The organism is Methylophaga sp. UBA2689 (genome assembly GCA_002354555.1).
In the GTDB taxonomy this organism is placed as follows: Bacteria; Pseudomonadota; Gammaproteobacteria; order Nitrosococcales; family Methylophagaceae; genus Methylophaga.
On the sequence record DELT01000094.1, the window covers coordinates 107,568 to 125,655 of the forward strand.

17 protein-coding genes and 1 pseudogene are annotated in these 18,088 nt (G+C 45.2%); 14 read left to right on the forward strand and 4 right to left on the reverse strand.

Features of this window, described 5'->3' with window-relative positions; all coding sequences use genetic code 11:
• The 8 genes and pseudogenes from B3M51_RS11645 to B3M51_RS11680 all read left to right on the forward strand — a co-directional run.
• Positions 1 to 456: pseudogene (locus B3M51_RS11645) on the forward strand (formylmethanofuran dehydrogenase subunit B); the annotation flags it as partial.
• 12 nt (positions 457 to 468) lie between these two features.
• Positions 469 to 2,136, forward strand: coding sequence for a formylmethanofuran dehydrogenase subunit A (locus B3M51_RS11650; RefSeq protein WP_292358590.1), 1,668 nt, complete (start codon positions 469 to 471; stop codon positions 2,134 to 2,136).
• A complete protein-coding gene (gene fhcD / locus B3M51_RS11655) occupies positions 2,133 to 3,035 on the forward strand; it encodes a formylmethanofuran--tetrahydromethanopterin N-formyltransferase (protein WP_292483003.1) in 903 nt (300 codons plus the stop codon). Before B3M51_RS11650 ends, fhcD begins: the two co-directional genes overlap by 4 nt.
• Positions 3,032 to 3,847: a formylmethanofuran dehydrogenase subunit C gene (locus B3M51_RS11660; RefSeq protein ID WP_292483001.1), complete on the forward strand. Its 816-nt coding sequence runs from the start codon at positions 3,032 to 3,034 to the stop codon at positions 3,845 to 3,847. Before fhcD ends, B3M51_RS11660 begins: the two co-directional genes overlap by 4 nt.
• A 151-nt stretch (positions 3,848 to 3,998) precedes the next feature.
• The gene (locus B3M51_RS11665) at positions 3,999 to 5,009 is read left to right on the forward strand and encodes a class 1 fructose-bisphosphatase (RefSeq protein WP_292482999.1); all 1,011 of its coding nucleotides are present in this window, start codon (positions 3,999 to 4,001) and stop codon (positions 5,007 to 5,009) included.
• 92 nt (positions 5,010 to 5,101) lie between these two features.
• Positions 5,102 to 5,839 (forward strand): dienelactone hydrolase family protein, encoded by a 738-nt coding sequence (locus B3M51_RS11670; RefSeq protein WP_292482998.1) that lies wholly within the window; start codon positions 5,102 to 5,104, stop codon positions 5,837 to 5,839.
• 48 nt (positions 5,840 to 5,887) lie between these two features.
• Positions 5,888 to 6,697, forward strand: coding sequence for an HD-GYP domain-containing protein (locus B3M51_RS11675; protein WP_292482996.1), 810 nt, complete (start codon positions 5,888 to 5,890; stop codon positions 6,695 to 6,697).
• Positions 6,698 to 6,730: 33 nt separating this feature from the next.
• Positions 6,731 to 7,126, forward strand: a complete 396-nt coding sequence (locus B3M51_RS11680; protein WP_292482994.1) for an MAPEG family protein — start codon at positions 6,731 to 6,733, stop codon at positions 7,124 to 7,126.
• Positions 7,127 to 7,154: 28 nt separating this feature from the next.
• Here the strand turns inward: B3M51_RS11680 and B3M51_RS11685 are convergent, their stop codons facing one another.
• Positions 7,155 to 7,412 carry a TIGR03643 family protein gene (locus tag B3M51_RS11685; RefSeq protein WP_292482993.1) on the reverse strand — a complete coding sequence of 86 codons (258 nt, stop codon included), beginning with the start codon at positions 7,410 to 7,412 and terminating at the stop codon, positions 7,155 to 7,157.
• Positions 7,413 to 7,460: 48 nt separating this feature from the next.
• Between B3M51_RS11685 and B3M51_RS11690 the strand changes: the two genes are divergently transcribed.
• Positions 7,461 to 7,991, forward strand: coding sequence for a lipocalin family protein (locus tag B3M51_RS11690; RefSeq protein WP_292482992.1), 531 nt, complete (start codon positions 7,461 to 7,463; stop codon positions 7,989 to 7,991).
• Here the strand turns inward: B3M51_RS11690 and B3M51_RS11695 are convergent.
• Positions 7,967 to 11,131: an efflux RND transporter permease subunit gene (locus B3M51_RS11695; RefSeq protein WP_292482990.1), complete on the reverse strand. Its 3,165-nt coding sequence runs from the start codon at positions 11,129 to 11,131 to the stop codon at positions 7,967 to 7,969. The two genes, B3M51_RS11690 and B3M51_RS11695, sit on opposite strands and share 25 nt — an antisense overlap.
• A gap of 6 nt (positions 11,132 to 11,137) precedes the next feature.
• On the reverse strand, positions 11,138 to 12,217 hold the full coding sequence (locus B3M51_RS11700; protein ID WP_292759402.1) for an efflux RND transporter periplasmic adaptor subunit: 1,080 nt from the start codon (positions 12,215 to 12,217) through the stop codon (positions 11,138 to 11,140).
• A 163-nt stretch (positions 12,218 to 12,380) separates the two neighbouring features.
• Between B3M51_RS11700 and B3M51_RS11705 the strand changes: the two genes are divergently transcribed.
• The 5 genes from B3M51_RS11705 (at position 12,381) to B3M51_RS11725 (ending at position 15,592) form a co-directional block, all read left to right on the forward strand.
• Positions 12,381 to 13,457: an AI-2E family transporter gene (locus B3M51_RS11705; protein WP_292759405.1), complete on the forward strand. Its 1,077-nt coding sequence runs from the start codon at positions 12,381 to 12,383 to the stop codon at positions 13,455 to 13,457.
• 117 nt (positions 13,458 to 13,574) lie between these two features.
• Complete coding sequence (locus tag B3M51_RS11710) at positions 13,575 to 14,000, forward strand: MgtC/SapB family protein (protein WP_292482984.1); 426 nt, start codon at positions 13,575 to 13,577, stop codon at positions 13,998 to 14,000.
• A 211-nt stretch (positions 14,001 to 14,211) separates the two neighbouring features.
• Positions 14,212 to 14,637: a plastocyanin/azurin family copper-binding protein gene (locus B3M51_RS11715; protein ID WP_292482983.1), complete on the forward strand. Its 426-nt coding sequence runs from the start codon at positions 14,212 to 14,214 to the stop codon at positions 14,635 to 14,637.
• Between the two features lie 156 nt (positions 14,638 to 14,793).
• Complete coding sequence (locus tag B3M51_RS11720; protein WP_292482981.1) at positions 14,794 to 15,174, forward strand: DUF6746 family protein; 381 nt, start codon at positions 14,794 to 14,796, stop codon at positions 15,172 to 15,174.
• 76 nt (positions 15,175 to 15,250) lie between these two features.
• Positions 15,251 to 15,592 carry a hypothetical protein gene (locus B3M51_RS11725; protein WP_292482979.1) on the forward strand — a complete coding sequence of 114 codons (342 nt, stop codon included), beginning with the start codon at positions 15,251 to 15,253 and terminating at the stop codon, positions 15,590 to 15,592.
• 183 nt (positions 15,593 to 15,775) lie between these two features.
• Here B3M51_RS11725 and B3M51_RS11730 read toward each other — a convergent pair whose 3' ends face one another.
• Entirely contained in the window at positions 15,776 to 17,944 is a 2,169-nt protein-coding gene (locus tag B3M51_RS11730) for a TonB-dependent receptor family protein (protein WP_292759411.1), read from the reverse strand.
• Positions 17,945 to 18,088: the final 144 nt, after the last annotated feature.

Sequence of the window (18,088 nt, forward strand, 5' to 3'; positions counted from 1 at the left end):
GAAATGATCAAAGAGATCAACGCGACAACCCGCAGTAACGGTCTGCCGATAGGTGGAAAAGAAGGTGATACGACGGTAAATGCGGTGGCTTCCTGGCAAAGTGGATATCCAATGCGTACAACGTTTAATCGTCGTTTCCCGGATTATGATCCGTTTTTGAACGACAGTAAACGTATTCTGGCGAATGATGAAAGTGATCTTTTAATCTGGGTATCCAGTTTCAATACAGCGGTGACACCACCACAATCATCAGCAAATACCATTGTGCTTGGACGTAGTGGTATGCAGTTTGAAACAGAACCGGAAGTTTATATTCCGGTAGGTGTTCCGGGTATTGATCACGAAGGGCGGACCTTCCGCAGTGACAGTGTGGTTTCAGTGCCGCTCAGAAAATTACGCGACAGCGGCTTACCCAGCGTGTTTGAAGTTCTCAGTGCGGTCGAACAGGCCCTGTAAACGGAGAGAAAGATGCTTTTAAAATTAACCGGCGGACGTATTATTGACCCGGCACACGATGTAAATGACGTAGTGCGGGATATTTATATCCGAGATGGACGTATTGTCGAAAAGCCGACCGATGGTCGGGTCGATGAAGAAATAGATGTAAGTGGCAAAGTCATTATGGCCGGCGCTATTGATATGCATACCCATATCGGCGGCGGTAAGGTCAATATTGCCCGTACCATGTTACCCGAAGACCATGCTGAAGCCGTTTATGAACGCACCGAACTGTTACGTTCCGGCACAGGCCATGCGGCTCCAAGCACTTTGACGACAGGTTATCGTTACGCAGAAATGGGGTATACCGCAGGCTTTGAACCGGCCGTTTTACCGATTAATGCCCGTCAGGCTCATATGGAAATGCATGACACACCTATTATCGATAAAGGTGGTTATGTGATGCTTGGCAGTGATGATTTTCTGCTGCGTATGATGGCGGCCAATTCCGATCAGGAAGCGATTAATAACTATGTCGCCTGGACCATTAATCATGCGCAGGCCGTAGGCCTTAAAGTAGTTAATCCTGGTGGTATCAGTGCCTTTAAATTTAATCAGCGTAAGCTGGATTTAGACGAAAAAAATGATTTTTATGGCGTCACGCCACGCGATATTCTGCATAGATTGTCACGCGCGGTGCAGGAAATAGGTGTGCCACATCCTTTGCATGTACATGGTTGTAATTTAGGTGTCCCAGGTAACATGCAAACCACACTGGATACCATTCAGGGCGCTGAAGGCGTGCCGATGCATCTGACGCATATTCAGTTTCACAGTTACGGTACTGAAGGCGATTTCAAATTCTCCTCCGGTGCGGCTGAAATTGCTGAGGCAATTAATAAACACAAAAATATTACCGTCGATGTCGGGCAGATCCTGTTCGGTCAGACAGTAACCGCTTCTGGTGATAATATGCGTCAGTTCGCCGGTGCTCCACATGCTCATCCTAACAAATGGGTGTGTATGGATATCGAATGTGAAGCCGGTTGTGGTGTAGTGCCTTTCAAATACAAAGACCAAAGTTATGTGAATGCATTGCAATGGATGATAGGTCTGGAAACCTTCCTGATGGTTGATGATCCATGGCGTATATTCCTGACCACTGATCATCCAAACGGTGCGCCATTTACCAGTTATCCACATCTGATTAAGTTATTGATGGATAAGTCTTTCCGTAACGATATGCTGTCTACATTGCATCCGGAAGCACAGAAAGCCACCCATCTGGCTTCATTGGATCGCGAATACTCGTTGTATGAGATTGCTATTATGACCCGCGCTGGTGCCGCTAAACTGGTTGGTCTGGCGGATCGTGGACATCTGGGAATTGGTGCGGCAGCGGATATTACCGTTTACACCGACAACAGCGATCGCGAAAAGATGTTTGAAAAACCGGATTATGTGTTTAAAGATGGTGAAATGGTGGTGCGTCAGGGTCAGGTCATCAAAATCACCTGGGGTACTACTCATGTGGTTAAACCGGAATATGACGTCAGCATTGAAAAACCGCTGCAACAATATTTTGATAAATTCCATACCCTGAAAATGAGCAACTTCAAAATCAGTAACGACGAAATTGTCGATGATGGTCGTGGTAGCTTAACGATACAGCCGCTGCATAAGGGAGGCAGACTATGATCATCAATGGTGTCAGCATTGATAAAACCTTTGCTGAAGCGTTTCCAATGAAAGGAACGCGAATCATTATTACCGCTCAGAATCTTGAATGGGCAATGCATTCAGCTACAGCCTTCACCGGGTTTGCTACATCGGTTATTGCCTGCGGTTGTGAAGCCTCCATTGAACGGACATTAGATCCTTCTGAAACCCCTGATGGTCGTCCCGGTGTCGCCTGTCTGATTTTTGCCATGGGCGGAAAAGGGCTGGCGAAACAGGTTGAAACCCGCGCTGGTCAGTGTGTTTTAACTTCACCAACATCTGCTTTATTTTCAGGGATTGAAGGTGAAGATGGTAAAGAAATTGCGCTGGGTAAAAACCTGCGTTTCTTTGGTGATGGTTATCAGATATCGAAAATGATTGATGGTAAACGTTACTGGCGTATTCCGGTAATGGATGGTGAATTTCTGACCCAGGAAAATACCGGCGTGGTTTCCTCTGTAGGTGGTGGTAACTTCCTGATCCTGGCTGAGTCCCAGCCACAGGCACTGGCAGCGTGTGAAGCAGCTGTTAAAGCCATGAAACAACTGCCTAATATCATTATGCCTTTTCCGGGCGGCGTAGTTCGCAGTGGTTCAAAAGTTGGCTCCAAATACAAAGCGTTAAATGCCTCAACCAATGATGCATTTTGTCCGACTTTAAAAGGTCAGACCAAATCCGAGTGTTCGCCAGAAGTCGAGTCCGTCATGGAAATCGTTATTGATGGCTTGAGCAAAGAAGATATAGATAAAGCCATGCGTGTCGGCATTCAGGCCGCATGTGATTTAGGCGCTGAAAACGGTATTCGCCGAATCAGTGCTGGTAACTATGGTGGCAAACTGGGTCCATTCCACTTTCATCTGCAGGAGATCATGGCATGACAGCACTGACTCTTAAACTCAAAACGGATTTGGCACAACGTGTTGATTGCTCTCCTTTAACACCGGATAAACTGACGGGTAAAGATGTTGCAGATATTGCTGCGATGGAACTGGTCAGTGGTCGTTTAACGCTGCCGGTAGAGGAACTGTTTGATATCAGTGGTGATGATGTAAATGACATCCGCTTTGAAAACAGCTCAGCCAAACTGGATCATATCGGTCATGCCATGAGCCAGGGCCGGATTACCATCAACGGTGATGCCGGTGCTTACCTGGGACAGTTTATGACCGGTGGAAATATTGAAATTACCGGAAACACGTTTATTTATACCGGCTGTGAAATGAAAGGTGGTCAAATCAAGATTAACGGTAATGCCGGTGATTTTGTCGGCGCGGCCCGCAGCGGATATAAAAACGGCATGACTGGCGGCACTATTATTGTGACGGGTAATACCGGAGCACGCACCGGCGATCATATGCGCCGCGGTATGATCCTGATTGAAGGTAATGCGGGCGAATACTGCGGTTCACGGATGATTTCCGGCACCATCGCGGTATTGGGTGACGTCGGTAAACATCTGGGGTATGCAATGAAGCGCGGCACGATATTGCTGCCTAAAATGCCGCAGCATGGCATCACTGCCAACTTTAATGATTGTGGTTCGCACACCCTGGCATTTTTACCATTGATGTTTGCCTCATTTAAAAAACTGGATAGCAAGTTTGCCAAAGTTGAAGGGTTTTCCCGGGTGCAACGTTATGCGGGTGATGTAGGTGGTATCGGTATGGGCGAAATACTCGTTAAAATCTAAGCGTTTCGATTAGGGGATTAGCTGGTCTAATCCCCTTCAGTTATTAATTATCAAGCTGTCTTGGCATTTTCCCGTCTACTGGTTTACTCTCTCGATACCAGCTGTGATTCACCAGCTCAAATCCTAAAATCCTGCAAAAGAGAGACACACCATGTCTGATATAGGCAAATCCGTTAATCAGTTTATCGTGGAAGAGCAGCGAGCTCATCCCAATTCGACAGGTGATTTGACGGGATTGTTAGGTGATATAGTCAGTGCCTGCAAAAAAATCTCTCACCTCGTTAGCCGCAGCAATATCATTGGGCTTGGCGGATATGCTGACAGTGAAAATGTGCAGGGTGAAACTCAGAAAAAGCTCGATATCATTACCAATGACGTAATGGTTGATCATCTGAAGTGGACAGGCCATCTGGCTGCCATGGCCTCTGAAGAAATCGAAGAAATTATTCAGATCCCCAGCAAATTTCCCAAAGGCAAATACCTAATCTGTTTCGATCCACTGGATGGTTCATCCAATATTGATATCAATCTGTCGGTAGGCACTATTTTTTCCATTTTGCGTTGCCCCAATGATTGCAAAAATCCGACGTTAAAAGACTTTATGCAGAAAGGCACTGAACAGGTTTGTGCCGGCTTTACTGTGTATGGTCCCGCCACCATGTTGATTCTGACCACGGGTAATGGCGTGAATGGTTTTACGCTGGATAGTGATGTCGGTGAATTTATTCTGACGCATCCCAATATGCGCATTCCCAAAGATACCGCCGAATTTGCCATTAATATGTCCAACCAGCGGTTTTGGGAAGCTCCGGTTCAGAAATATGTTGAAGAATGCGTTAAAGGTACTGAGGGTGAACGCGAGAAAAATTTCAATATGCGCTGGGTTGCATCAATGGTTGCTGAGGTTTATCGCGTGCTTACCCGAGGCGGCATATTTATGTATCCAATAGACTCCAAAATAGCCAAGCAGGGTGGCAAATTACGCTTGATGTATGAAGCCAATCCGATGAGTTTTATTATTGAACAGGCCGGTGGAGTAAGTTCGACTGGAACAGAGCGGATCCTCGATATTCAACCGGAAAGTATTCACCAGCGTGTCCCGGTCATTATGGGATCGAAAAATGAAGTTGACCGAGTTGTTCGCTATCATCAGCAAAGCTAGTTTTACAGTTATCCAATAGCTTTTTACCAACTCTGCGGCGATCTTCTTGTCGTATTAAAAGATTCACGATTCAAAGACCCGCGGGAGATTATATGTTGCTGAAAAAATATGTTTTGCTTGGACTCATATTTATTTCGGTTTCGGCTGTGGCTGGAAATATCGATTATCAGGTTAATGATGAAAGTTATCAGGGCTATTTCGTGAGTACTGCTCAGAATGCCCCGCTGATTTTGCTGATTCACGACTGGGATGGGTTGACTGATTACGAAATCAAACGTGCCAATATGCTGGCAGAAGAGGGGTATGCAGTTTTTGCTGCGGATTTATTTGGTAAGGGCGTTCGACCCACTGAGGATAAAGATAAAAAGCAGCATACCGGTGAGCTGTATCAGGATCGGCAGAAGATGCGTCAACTGGTAAAGGGCGCTTTGGATAAAGCTGCTGAATTAGGCGCCAATAGACAGCAAACCGTCGTTATAGGTTATTGTTTTGGCGGTGCCGCTGCACTGGAAATGGCGCGATCCGGAGTAGATCTTCAAGGTGTTGTCAGTTTTCATGGCGGTTTAAAAACACCTCGAGGGCAGGATTATGCTGATTCTTCAACTGAAATCCTGATTTTGCATGGCGCTGCAGATAAGGCTATCAGCATGCAAGAGTTTGCCGAACTCAGCAAGGAACTTGAAGCTTTTAATGTGCCTAATGAAATGATTGCTTATGGTGGCGCTGATCATGCTTTTACCGTATTTGGCATAGATCGTTATCATGCCGAGGCCGACAAAAAATCCTGGCAGCGTCTGTTACAGTTTCTGGATGAAAAGCGTTCAGAATAAACCTGTAGGAATCGATAAGACTGTTCCACAAATTAAAAGAGTAAACGTTTGAAATTACTACCCCATTATCGAGTTGTGCTGGCCTATTTAGTGGTAGGTATTGCCTGGATATTTTTATCAGATATCACCGTAGAATATTTGTTTTCCGGCGAACGTGGCATCACCCAGATACAACACATGAAAGGCTGGTTGTTCATCGTCGTAACAACTGTTCTTCTGTTTGTTTTGATTCGTCACGACTTTAATAAAATTGAATTGGCCAACAAAAAAATCCTCGACAGCATTGAACAGGCGGTGACCGGCTGGATCCATGTTATGGATGCAAGGCATAAGGAAACCAGAGATCATTCTGAACGAGTGACTCGCATGACCGTGGCATTAGCCAAACTATCAGGCATTACTGATGAAAAACAGCTTGAATCGATTCGCTACGGCGCAATACTGCACGATATAGGTAAGATTGGTATTCCGGATGCCATACTGACCAAACCGGGAAAACTCACCGATGCAGAATGGCAAATCATGAAAATGCATCCACAAATTGCCCATGATATTTTGTCTAAAAACGATTTTCTGTGTCAGTATCAGATGATTCCCCATGAACATCATGAACGTTGGGATGGGTTGGGATATCCTCAGGGGTTAAAAGGCAAGCAGATTCACTTTGAAGCCAGACTGTTTTCTATAGTGGATGTCTGGGATGCAATTTATCATCGTCGGGTTTATAAAGATGCCTGGCCGGAAGAGAAAGTACTTGAATATCTATCTGATCAATCCGGGAAAGCGTTTGATCCGGAGATCTGTGCTCTTTTTGTAAAGAATTATAACCAACTGAAAATTGCAGCCGATTTCAGTTAAATACCCTCTAACTTTTGCTGCCTGGAGTGATACATGCCTGCGTTGTTTGTTGTGTTATTTATCGTCACGTTTTTTCCGATGATATTAGCCTTTATCGGGGGATACTTACGTTACAAGCATGTAGATAACTTTGATAATCGGCATCCCAGAGAACAACAGGCTGAGCTGACCGGTGTTGCCGCTCGCATATTGGCAGCACAGAAAAATGCCTGGGAGGCGTTGATATTTTATTCAGCCGTTACCCTGCTGGCATTTTATTCCAGTGTAAATTTACGGGAACTGAGTGGAGCCGCTATCCTGTTCTTAGCTTGCCGCGTTTTGCATCCAATCTTCTACGCGTTAGATTTGGCTCTTTTCCGTAGCCTGATTTTTATGGTGGGCTGGTTAAGTTGTGTCTATATTGCCGTAAGAGCTTTTCTAGCGGTCTAAACAATAAAAAAATGCTGTTGTGGCAGACTCAACGGGGTTTGTATTGCGTGGGGCAATAAGCTCGTAAAATACTAGGATCTCGTAAGGCATCATGTTTGGTTTTGCGACCTGAAACACGAGCACGCCATAAACGAAACGATCCCGGTTTCATTTCACGGCGCATTAATTTAATCACCTTTTGTTCCGGCAATCCATAAAGCTGCAAAATTGCCTCAAAAGGGGTGCGATCTTCCCAGGCCATTTCAATGATCCTGGAAATATCCGCTGAATTCAGAGTCTGATTCATACTACTTCTTTTAACCAAAACCTCAAGATAACCAGGGCTATGTGAAATATGCGTCTATATAAAATTTTATTGCTGTCTCTAATGTTAACGGCTTGTACCGGAACACCGGAGGGCGTCGAACCGGTAACTGGCTTTGAACTGGATCGTTATCTGGGTAAATGGTACGAAATAGCGCGTCTGGATCATTCGTTTGAAGAGGGGTTAACCGCAGTGACGGCGGAATACAGTCTGCATGAAGATGGTCATGTTCAAGTGATTAATCGTGGTTTTAATGCAGCAGAAAACCAGTGGGAAGAAGCAGAGGGTAAAGCCAAATTTGTTCAATCCAGTGATATCGGACAGCTGAAAGTTTCGTTCTTCGGCCCATTTTATGGCAGTTATATAGTGTTTGGACTGGATAAACAGAACTATCAATATGCTTATGTTTCAGGACCGAATCATGGCTATTTATGGTTATTGGCCCGCACCCCACAAGTCAGCGATGAGGTAATCGCTGACTTTATCAATGAAGCATCCCAACGCGGGTTTGAAACAGATGAACTGATTTTTGTTGATCACGATTCTGTCTCGGCTGAATGAGCTTGTACCGGGTGTTCTCTCTGTGTCCACGACAATACCGTGACCAGTAAACTGGGTAGGAAAGTGAGTGTAATCAGGGTAGAAACAGCAATCCCAACTAATACAACAATCCCCACGCCTCGATAAAGCTCGGTACCGGCACCAGGAATAAAAACCAGTGGTGCCAGGCCAAAAATAGTGGTTAGCGTTGACATTAATATGGGTCGTAATCGTGTTGCCACTGCCTGATTAACCGCAGTATGTATTGATATTGCTTTATCGGCCAGATTGCGTCTGGCCTGTTCAACTATCAGGATGGGGTTATTAACTACCGTACCCAACAGAATGACAAAGCCCAACATGGTAATCATATCAAACGGCTGAATAATGGCCGGTAATCCCATCGCATTTAATAAACTGCCAGAAGCATTGACTCCCACTAAGCCAACGATACCGCCAGCGATACCTAATGGCACCGTGGTTAAAATAATCAATGGATAGCCCCAATGTGAGAAAATCGCTACCAGTACCAGATAAATCAGGATTACTGCCACCAGCAGATTTTCAGATAACGATTCACGGGTGGCATCCAGTTGATCTGACGCACCGGAAATCGACAGATTAACGCCTTTGGCTACCTCACCCTCAGTCTGCATTGCTGGAATCATGTCATTGCGGACTTTGTTAACCGCGGTTTCCAGCGCTACATCACGCGGCGGGATAATCAGTAAAGTGACCGTACGCCGACTGTCAACACGCCGCAGAGTGGCACTATCAACCGTTTCTTCCAGGTCGGCTAATGCATTTAGTGGTATGACATCGCCATTGGGTGTCAGGATCGGTAAACCGGCAAGCCCTGACAGATTCTGCTGTTGGCCAGCGGTACTGAATAAAAACATGTCGACTTTGTCATCATCGATAAAAAACTCATCGACAAATGCACCATCACTTAGCGCGGCCACCGCATAACCAAAATCATCAGCTGTAAAACCGGTTTCCGTTAACCGTGACCAGCGGGGCCGAATTTCAATTAACGGTTGATCCAACGATAACGATCCTGGAATGGAGTCAATCTGGGGATTTTCAAACAAGCCTTCGGCCCGCTTCAGTGCAAACTCAGCCGTACTGTACAGACTTTCCATGTCAGGACCGGCAATATCCAGACTGACGGCACGGGTTCCGCCCTGATCGCTGGAGATAATTGAACCTCGACCTGAAAACGCTCGCATTCCCGGATAACTTTCGAATAAATCGGTTAAGGCATTCATCATTGGAATGATATCTTGAGTTCTGGTGGGTTCACTCAATACCCGTAACCCGGTTGGAGAGGTGCGGATAAAGTAATAGGCAAGCGAGGGGATAGGGGCCTCACCTTGCTCAAAAAGGGCGGGATCAGCGCCTTTGGCAGCACTTAGAATTTCAATCACTTCTTCGCTGATGCGTAACATTTCCGAAAGGTTATAGCCGGGTGGAGGAATCATGCTGGTAAAGGCCTTGGGTTCTTCTCCCTCCGGTAAATACTCTGCGGGGGGCATCAGGTGCCATGCGGCTACCAAAGTGGCACACACCGTAATAGCCATCGTCGTTAAACGTCTGACCGGGCCTTTGGTTAACCAGTTAACGCCATGCAGAATAATTCCCCTACGATGCAGATCTTCATGCGTACCCTTACTTTTTCCAAGACCAAATCGGGCACAGGCAGCTGGAACAACACCGACAGCAAATAACATTGAGGCAAGTATCGCCACGGAAATAGCGATTGCGATATCAGAATATAATTGACCGGCCTCCTCCTGAACAAATAACACCGGTGCAAACACCAGGATAGTGGTCATACTGGAGGCCAGTACGGCCGTCCAGACTTCCCGAACCCCCACAATTGCAGCTTCAATTCGGTCCAGCCCGCGACGCCTGGCCTGTTCAATGCTTTCCAGCACCACGATGGTGTTATCAACTGTCATACCGATGGCAAAGGCAATACCGGCCAGAGAAATAACATTGATCGTCCGATCAAATACCAAAAGCCCCAAAAAGGCGGCAATGATACAAACCGGCATTCCCATCAAGCCAATTAACGTACCGCGCAGGCTGCGCAGGAATAAAAACAGGACAAAGGTGGCCAGCAAAGCCCCTAACAGCAGATTTTGTGAAACATTCTGAATTGATGACTCTACATAGCGGACATCATCCCCGATAAGTACTAAATCTAACCCGTTTGGGTTTAATAAATCACGACGCAGCTCCTCGACCACTTCCATCATGGCGTATTTGATATCAATTACATTCGAGCCAGGTTCACGCTTAACGGCCATGGTCAGAGCATGTTCATCATTTACTACAGCAACCTGACGGACTTCATAGTGATCAAGTTTGATAGTGGCGATATCTTTCAACAGAATATCCGTACCATTGCGGTGGGCCAGGATGAGGTTTTCCAATTCCTGTTTATCTTCAAAGCGTCCAATGGTTCTGAGCAAATAACGTTTTTTGCCATCATCCAAATCACCGGCAGAGGTGTCGCTGTTACGGGCACGTATCGCATCACGAACCTGAGTCAGACTTAACCCTCGCTGGGCCAGTTTGGCGGAATCAATAAAGATCTGCATTTGCCGTTCAGCACCGCCACGCAGCTGAACCTCGGAAACCCCCGGCACACGTTCCATCTGTGTGCGAACGTTGTCATCGATAAAGTCGGTAATCATGTCGATGTTGAGATTCAGCGGGTTGCCGGGCAATGGTGATATCGCAAAATACATGAATGCATTTTCCGAAAAAGAGCTGCTGCGAATACTGGGCTGATCGACATTTTCCGGATAGCTGGGAACCTGGCTTAACGCATTAGAGACTTCAATTAATGTCTCGTTGATACCAACCCCAAATGGAAAATCCAGCTCTATAAAGGCTTCGCCGGTTTCAGCGAACGCTTCCATACGGCGGAGATTGGGAATATTCCGCAAATAACGTTCCTGCTCGATTAGGATTTCTTTTTCGATATCCTGCGGGGTGGCACCAGGCCATTGAGTGACCACGCTGATAGTGCGCACATCCAGATCCGGGATCATCTGGACGGGTATTAAACGTGCGGCGGCAATACCTAATACGCAAACGATCAGAACAATGACGGTCAGTAGTTTGCCATTACGAATAGGCGCTTCTAACATGCGGGATTAATTCCTTTTTTTATCGTCGCGAACAATTTCTACTTCATCATTTTCCTGGAGCACTTCGTTACCCCGAACCACCACTAAATCATCTGCGGTTAAGCCTCCGGTGATAATTATTCCATCCGAATCTTCACTGCCGACGTCTACGCTGCGGCGGTGCGCCTGGTTGTTTTCATCAATAATAAATACACTTCTGCCACCATCTGGATGGCGCAATACCGCATCACGTGGAACTCTATAACCTTTTCTCTCATCGCCACCCAGATAAAGCACTGCACTGGCGGAGGTACCAGGAAGCAACGTGACATCAGCGGAATCAATAACAATGCGTACTAAAAAGGAGCGTGCCTGAGCATTACTAACCGGTACCAGAGCAGTTATTTTTCCGGAAAGTTTTCGTGAAGGCAGCGCATCCGGCAGAATTTCTACCCGTGTTTCGAGGGTGATATCGGAAAATTTTTCCTGCGGTACATTCACATCCAGTCTGACCGGTTCCAATGCAACCAATTCCAACACCTGATCTCCACGGTTTACCCATTCACCTGCTTCTGTCATTTTGCTGCTGATAACCCCACTGAAAGGTGCGGGTAATTCGTGGCGGCGAAATTGTTCTTCAGCAGTTTTTTGCATGGCTTGAGCTGCAGCCAGTGCAGCTTGGTTCAGCGCAAAATTGGATTCGCGATTCGCCAGTTCAGTGGCAGAAATGTAATTTTCCCCGCGCAGACGCTGGGCTTCTTCAACCAAACGTTGAGCTTCATCAACACTCGCCTGAGCTTCATTTGTCGCAGCTTTTGCCTGCTCAAGCTGCTGTCGGGCAATCGCGGCATCCTGACGCATTAAGATATCGCCTTGTTTAACCCGATAACCGGCGTCGACTAATACTTCTTTGACCAGGCCATCTACCCGAGGCGAAAGTAATGCCCGGCGCTCTGCCGTTAACGATCCTGATAAGGTCAGTTTTTCGGTAGATTCAGAAATTATCGGTTTACTGACGCTGACGGGCGTTGCTGCGAGACCGGAGTAACTAATCAATAAAAAAATTAAACCGCACAGCAGTTTGCTGGAAAAAAAAGAGTTCAGCATAGTGATTCGCATGGTTGGTGGATGCAGTTAATGAACATAACCCAGGTTGGATAGTTCCTGAAAATTGAGTGGTAGACTGTTTTTAATTGGTAACAAGTCTTATTCCGGTATGCCAGAATAGTAACAGACATTGATTAAGACGCTGAACAGGACAAAAACAGATATGACCTTGCGCGCAGTTTTCAAAGATTGGACGGAAAGATATTTTTCAGACGAAGAAGCCGTCATTTTACTAATAGTTCTGATTTTGGGGTTTGCGGCAATCATCTGGTTCGGCAGCATGCTGGCACCATTTTTTACTGCTCTGATCATCGCCTTTCTGCTTCAAGGTGTCGTGAATATGCTGGTGAGGCAGCATATTCCAGAAACGATTGCTGTGGCGATAGTCTTTTTGGGATTTGTCAGCGTAATGTTAGCCATGGCTTTTTTGCTGATGCCCCTTTTATGGAATCAGCTGGTCAATCTGGTTCTTGAAACCCCCAGGATGCTTTCCAGTGGGCAGACATGGCTGGATGAGCTTCAGGCAAAGTATCCAACTCTGATAACACCGGATGAAATACAGAACTGGATTTCAATGGTCGCGCGCGAGTTGAGCGTCTATGGTCAAAGAGCACTTACAATATCCTTGGCATCACTGGGCAATGTAATTGGTTTGATTGTTTATCTGGTGCTGGTGCCGATTCTGGTTTTTTTCATGCTCAAAGATCGCGAGAAACTGGTTAAGTTTATTTTATCGATGATGCCCGAAAAGCGTGGTTTGATGAGTCGTATCTGGAATGAAATGGATGGTCAGATCGCTAATTATGTGCGTGGGAAGGTGGTTGAAATTATTATTGTTGGTACGGTCGCATTTGTTACCTTTGCCTGGTTTGGATTGCCGTATTCGGCATTATTGGCCGTTTTAGTCGGTTTCTCTGTGCTGATTCCTTTTATCGGTGCTGCAGTAGCAACGATACCTGTTGCAGCGGTAGCAGGCTTTCATTTTGGGCTGACAGACGAGTTTGCCTACGTGTTGGTGGCGTATGGCATTATTCAGGCGCTGGATGGTAATGTGCTGGTTCCAATTTTGTTTTCTGAAGCCGTAAATCTGCATCCTGTCTCTATCATATTAGCGGTTCTGTTTTTTGGTGGGATCTGGGGCTTTTGGGGTATTTTCTTTGCGATACCTCTGGCCACATTACTGAAATCGCTGGTGAATGCCTGGCCAAGAGGATTGAAATCACAGATTAGGGCGGAATAGCAGCGTCTGTTGAGTCTTCAGATCTCCATATTTCATAAACGAATCTTTTCGAGCAAGGACCGGCTTGGCCAGCAGAAAACTCTTTTGCAATGATGAAAAAGCATCAGGAGATTTTGTATGGAACTTAACTTGTCACTCATCTGGTATCACTCATATCAACTGGGGATAGCTTTTCTTTTAGCATTGCCAATTGCACTCAATCGTGAATATAAGGCCCATGGGGCGGGTATGCGCACTTATCCATTAGTCAGCATTGCGTGTTGTGCTTTTATGCTGGTCGCCAGAGATGTCTATGATGGTGATGCCGCTGAAGCCAGAGTGATGTATGGCATTATCACGGGTATGGGATTCATTGGCGGTGGTGCCATTATGAAAAATGATAGCGGGGTGAGTGGTACGGCAAGCGCAGCTGGAATCTGGTTAACGGGTTCGATTGGCTTGTCGGTGGCTTATGCCCGTTATGAGATTGCAATTGTTTTGACGTTGATGGGGTTTCTGATATTTCAGGTTTTTAGTTTTTTTAAACATAAAGATAAGACATAAAAGACAGGAAACATTCCTGAGCGGGTTTCTTAATAACTTTAGCGATTAACTCAAGTTAATGCGCTACTTATCGCCTTCATCCACATTAAGTGCACTGGTTTTTGCTGGAACTATAGCAATTTGAAGAGTGTCAGCACTTGTAATGTCAGGGATATATTCCCAAAACAACAGTTTTGCTCCATTTTTAATTGATGTGTGAACAGGAGGCAATATGCCTAGAATGAAATTAGTATTACAGACTATTCCTGCAGTATTACTGCTTTTAAGCCAGGCTGCATTTGCTGAAACGCATGTAGTCACAGCTATTGGCATGAAATATGAGCCTTTGGTGGTAAAAATTGCGCCAGGGGATACGGTTCGCTGGGAAAATATGCCCACCCATAATGTGGAGACCATCGAAGGCCTTGTTCCGGAAGGAACAGAAAAAATTAACTCCCCCATGGGCGAAAACTATCAGCACACTTTCGAAAAAGAAGGTATCTATGTTTATATCTGTACACCTCATATTGGGGCAGGCATGGGCGGTGCGGTGATCGTTGGTGAGCCTACAAACCTGGAAGATATTAAGGCTGCGGATGTCACCGGCGGGCTTGGTCGAGTAGTCAGAAAAACCATTTCCGAAGTTGAATCAATGTAAGTGTTTTTACCATAGCGCTACATTAAAACCTCTCGCTGTTATTAGCGAGAGGTTTTTTTATGTCCCCTTGATATTGAAATATTAGTCCCTATCTTCCTTTGATAACGTTTATCGTTATTATTTGTTAACCATTCTTAATTATAGTTAGGGGCCAATATGAAAGTGATGAATTATCTTGCCGCTGCAGCGCTCAGTTTTGGTGTTGCCACTATGGCGAAAGCTGAGTCTGTAGAGCATTTCAAAGGTGAAAGCGCCGAATCTCTTGAGGAAGCGGTCACAAATTTTAAACGTTATAACCAACGACTCGAGAATTTACTCAAACAGGACTCGATGTCAGCTGATGATGTGACCAAAGTCCATCAACTGACCTATACCCTGGAAAATGCCCTGGCTAAAATTAACGATGAGCTGGACAAGTTGGCGGTAACACTTGAAGAGGTACATCTGGCTTCAGAAAAATATGATGCGGATGCGGTTCGGAATCATGGTGATGCTTATATGGAGGTTATCAATACTATCAGTAAGATGGGTCAATAAGAATCGGCAAACAGGAACCGATCTTCATGACAGAAGTCTGAACAGTTATCTTTAATTTTCCTGTTCAGAGTGTGATATGAAAGCTCATTTTGTTACATTATGTGGTTTGTTGATAGCTGGAAATGTTCATGCTGAGCATCAGAATTATCAGCAATGCATATTTGATGAATCACTGAAGGCTGAACTTGAAGTTTCTGGTGAACCGATAACAAGCTATTGCACTATACGGTTTTTTGATACGGCGCCAACGGCTTTTCAGGCTCTGGTGCTACTAGATAATCTTGAGGATATGAAACAACGCGATCCCAAGTTTAAAGCCTTTTATGACACGGTTCGCAAGAGTGGCTCAAACGATATCTATACGGATAGGCAAATCGTGTTGATGTATATTGATAAACGCGAAGTTCAAAAAGACTGATTCAAAAGTGCAAATCAATTAAAACCCACTTCACAACGTGGGTTTTTTTGTGCAAAAAAAAGCCCGCCTAAGGCGGGCTTGTCGGTAATGGTCATACAGAAACAGCAAATCTGGGAGAAATGGCTGTTTTATTACATATTTAAAACATGTTCTGCATAACTTCTCCGTCAACGTTGAAGCTGATTAAAAGTTATAAGTAATACCACCGTAGTAAAGGCGCTCACGACCAACTAACTTACCTTCGTTACGGCTGGCCAAGTACTCTTTATCAAACAGGTTTTCAACACCGGTAAATAACGTTACACCTGTATTAGGCACGCGGTAATTTACCGTAGCGTTCCAAACCGTAAAGCTTGGAATGGTTCCTTGAAGACCGCTAACATCTTCGACGCGAGTATTTCCATCATCAACAAATTGTTTGCTGACGTGCTGTACGCCGATACGAGCATTCACACCACTTTGATGTTCATAACCAAGATCGATATTTAACAAATGCTCAGGGGCATACTGCATACGGTTGCCATTGATCGTTGGATCGGGACCATCTTCATATTCGGCAGTCCAAAGATTGGTATAGGCACCAGACAAGTAAATATTATTCGTCCAGCCATAAATATTGCCGAAGTCGATACGACCAGCTACTTCAATACCGGTTTGTTTGCTGTCACCACTGTTATCAAACGTGTCACCAAAATCAATCAAGGTATTTTGGATATCATTGTGGAAAAACGCTGTTTTAAAGCTTATTCCTTTGAAATACGTGCTACGCACACCAACCTCATACAAGGTACTTTCTTCTGGTTCTGCCCGGCCGCCATCTTCACTAAATTCACGATCTGCTCGAGCCGGTGCGATACCTTTATGAACACCTGCAAAGACAGTAGTGTTAGCAATACCATTCCAGGCTACGCCAAAGCTGGGTAGAAACTCAGTATATGAGAGGCTTTCACGATTTTCCTGAACGCCACCCTCAAAGAATTTTTCGCTGGTGCGAACATCTTCTACTCGGAAACCAGGAGTGAAAGACCAATTACCAACATAGGTGGTATTTTGCATGTAATAAGACAAGGCATTGGTTTTGATAAAGGCTTCTTCAACATCACCTGGGTTATTAGCTAGCGCCAAATCATAGTCTTCACGTTCAGCAACACTTTGTGACAGGATTTCCTGACGATGCACATTTTCTTCGTGATAACGCACACCAAAGATGGTGTCATGGTCAAGGCCAAACAGACTGAATGACAAATCACCTCGAGTTTCTAATCCCCGAGTGTAATACTGGCGAGGTGCATGGCGACCGGCGCATTGACTAGCATCTACGTCACCAGCCAGGACACCTTCACCGCCCTGGCCCGGACAATTTCTGAATACAGAAGTAATATTGCCGTTACCATTTAGATCTCCGTCTTCATTTTCTTCAGTACTACGCAGACCATTGCGAAAGGTATCGGTGTAATACGCTTGAGAACTCAGCTTAAAATTATCATTCACTTCGAAAATATGTTGTAACTGAACGACATCTCGGTCTTGTTCCCATTCATCATTTTCAATCGATGGGTGAGAATAAGGGTCTTGATCATATTCAAACGGGGTTAAGTAAGCCTCAGTTGAATTGCGACGGTCACGGGTATGAACCAATTTTAAAGCAAGCGTTTGACGATCGGTAATATTGAGCTCGCCTTTGAAACGGTAGTCTTTAACATCAAACTCAGCATCGTCATAAACACCATCACCTTTGTTCTGATTGAAATCGAACATCACACCGCCGATTTCATTACCAAAGCCAACGCTGCCATTTAACATGCGATAACCTTGATTACCAAAGGCAGAAGTGACACTTCCTTCGATTTCACCATTACGAGGGACCGGTTTAGTCACAAAGTTCACCGCACCACCTAACGTCTGTGGTCCATAAAGAATTTGACCGGCACCTTTAATGACCTCAATACGACTAACGGCTTGCGAGGGGGTGGTGTAATGCACAACCGGATCAGCATAGGGTGCCAGCTGCAAATGCATACCATCTTCCATAATCATTGCTTTGGCGCTGCGGCGTGGATTCTGCCCACGGATACCAATGTTTGTATCAAACCCCATACTTCCGTCAGCAACAACATTGATGCCTGGTATTGTTCTCATTCTTTCCAGATTAGATATTGGGCGACGTTCTTCAAGATATTCTTCATCGATTATATCGAATGATCCGGGAACAGCTTCTAGACGATCCGGCAAAATCCCTGTAACAGTCATTTTGCCGGTATCAACAGTATCTTCCTCTGCCAAAACGGCATAAGGCATCAACATCAGCGATGACATTATCGCAGTGCTGATTATTTTTGGTTTTAAATTCATTTCTCTCTCCTGTACGTAAAAAGCCCATGCAGGCTAGCTCTAGGCTTATTGGCTTGATATAGGAAAAATTCCTAAAACATGTACAAGTAGAGTGTCTAACAAGGTGTATTAAGGAGTAGCAAAGAAAGGGACTTAGTAGGTGGT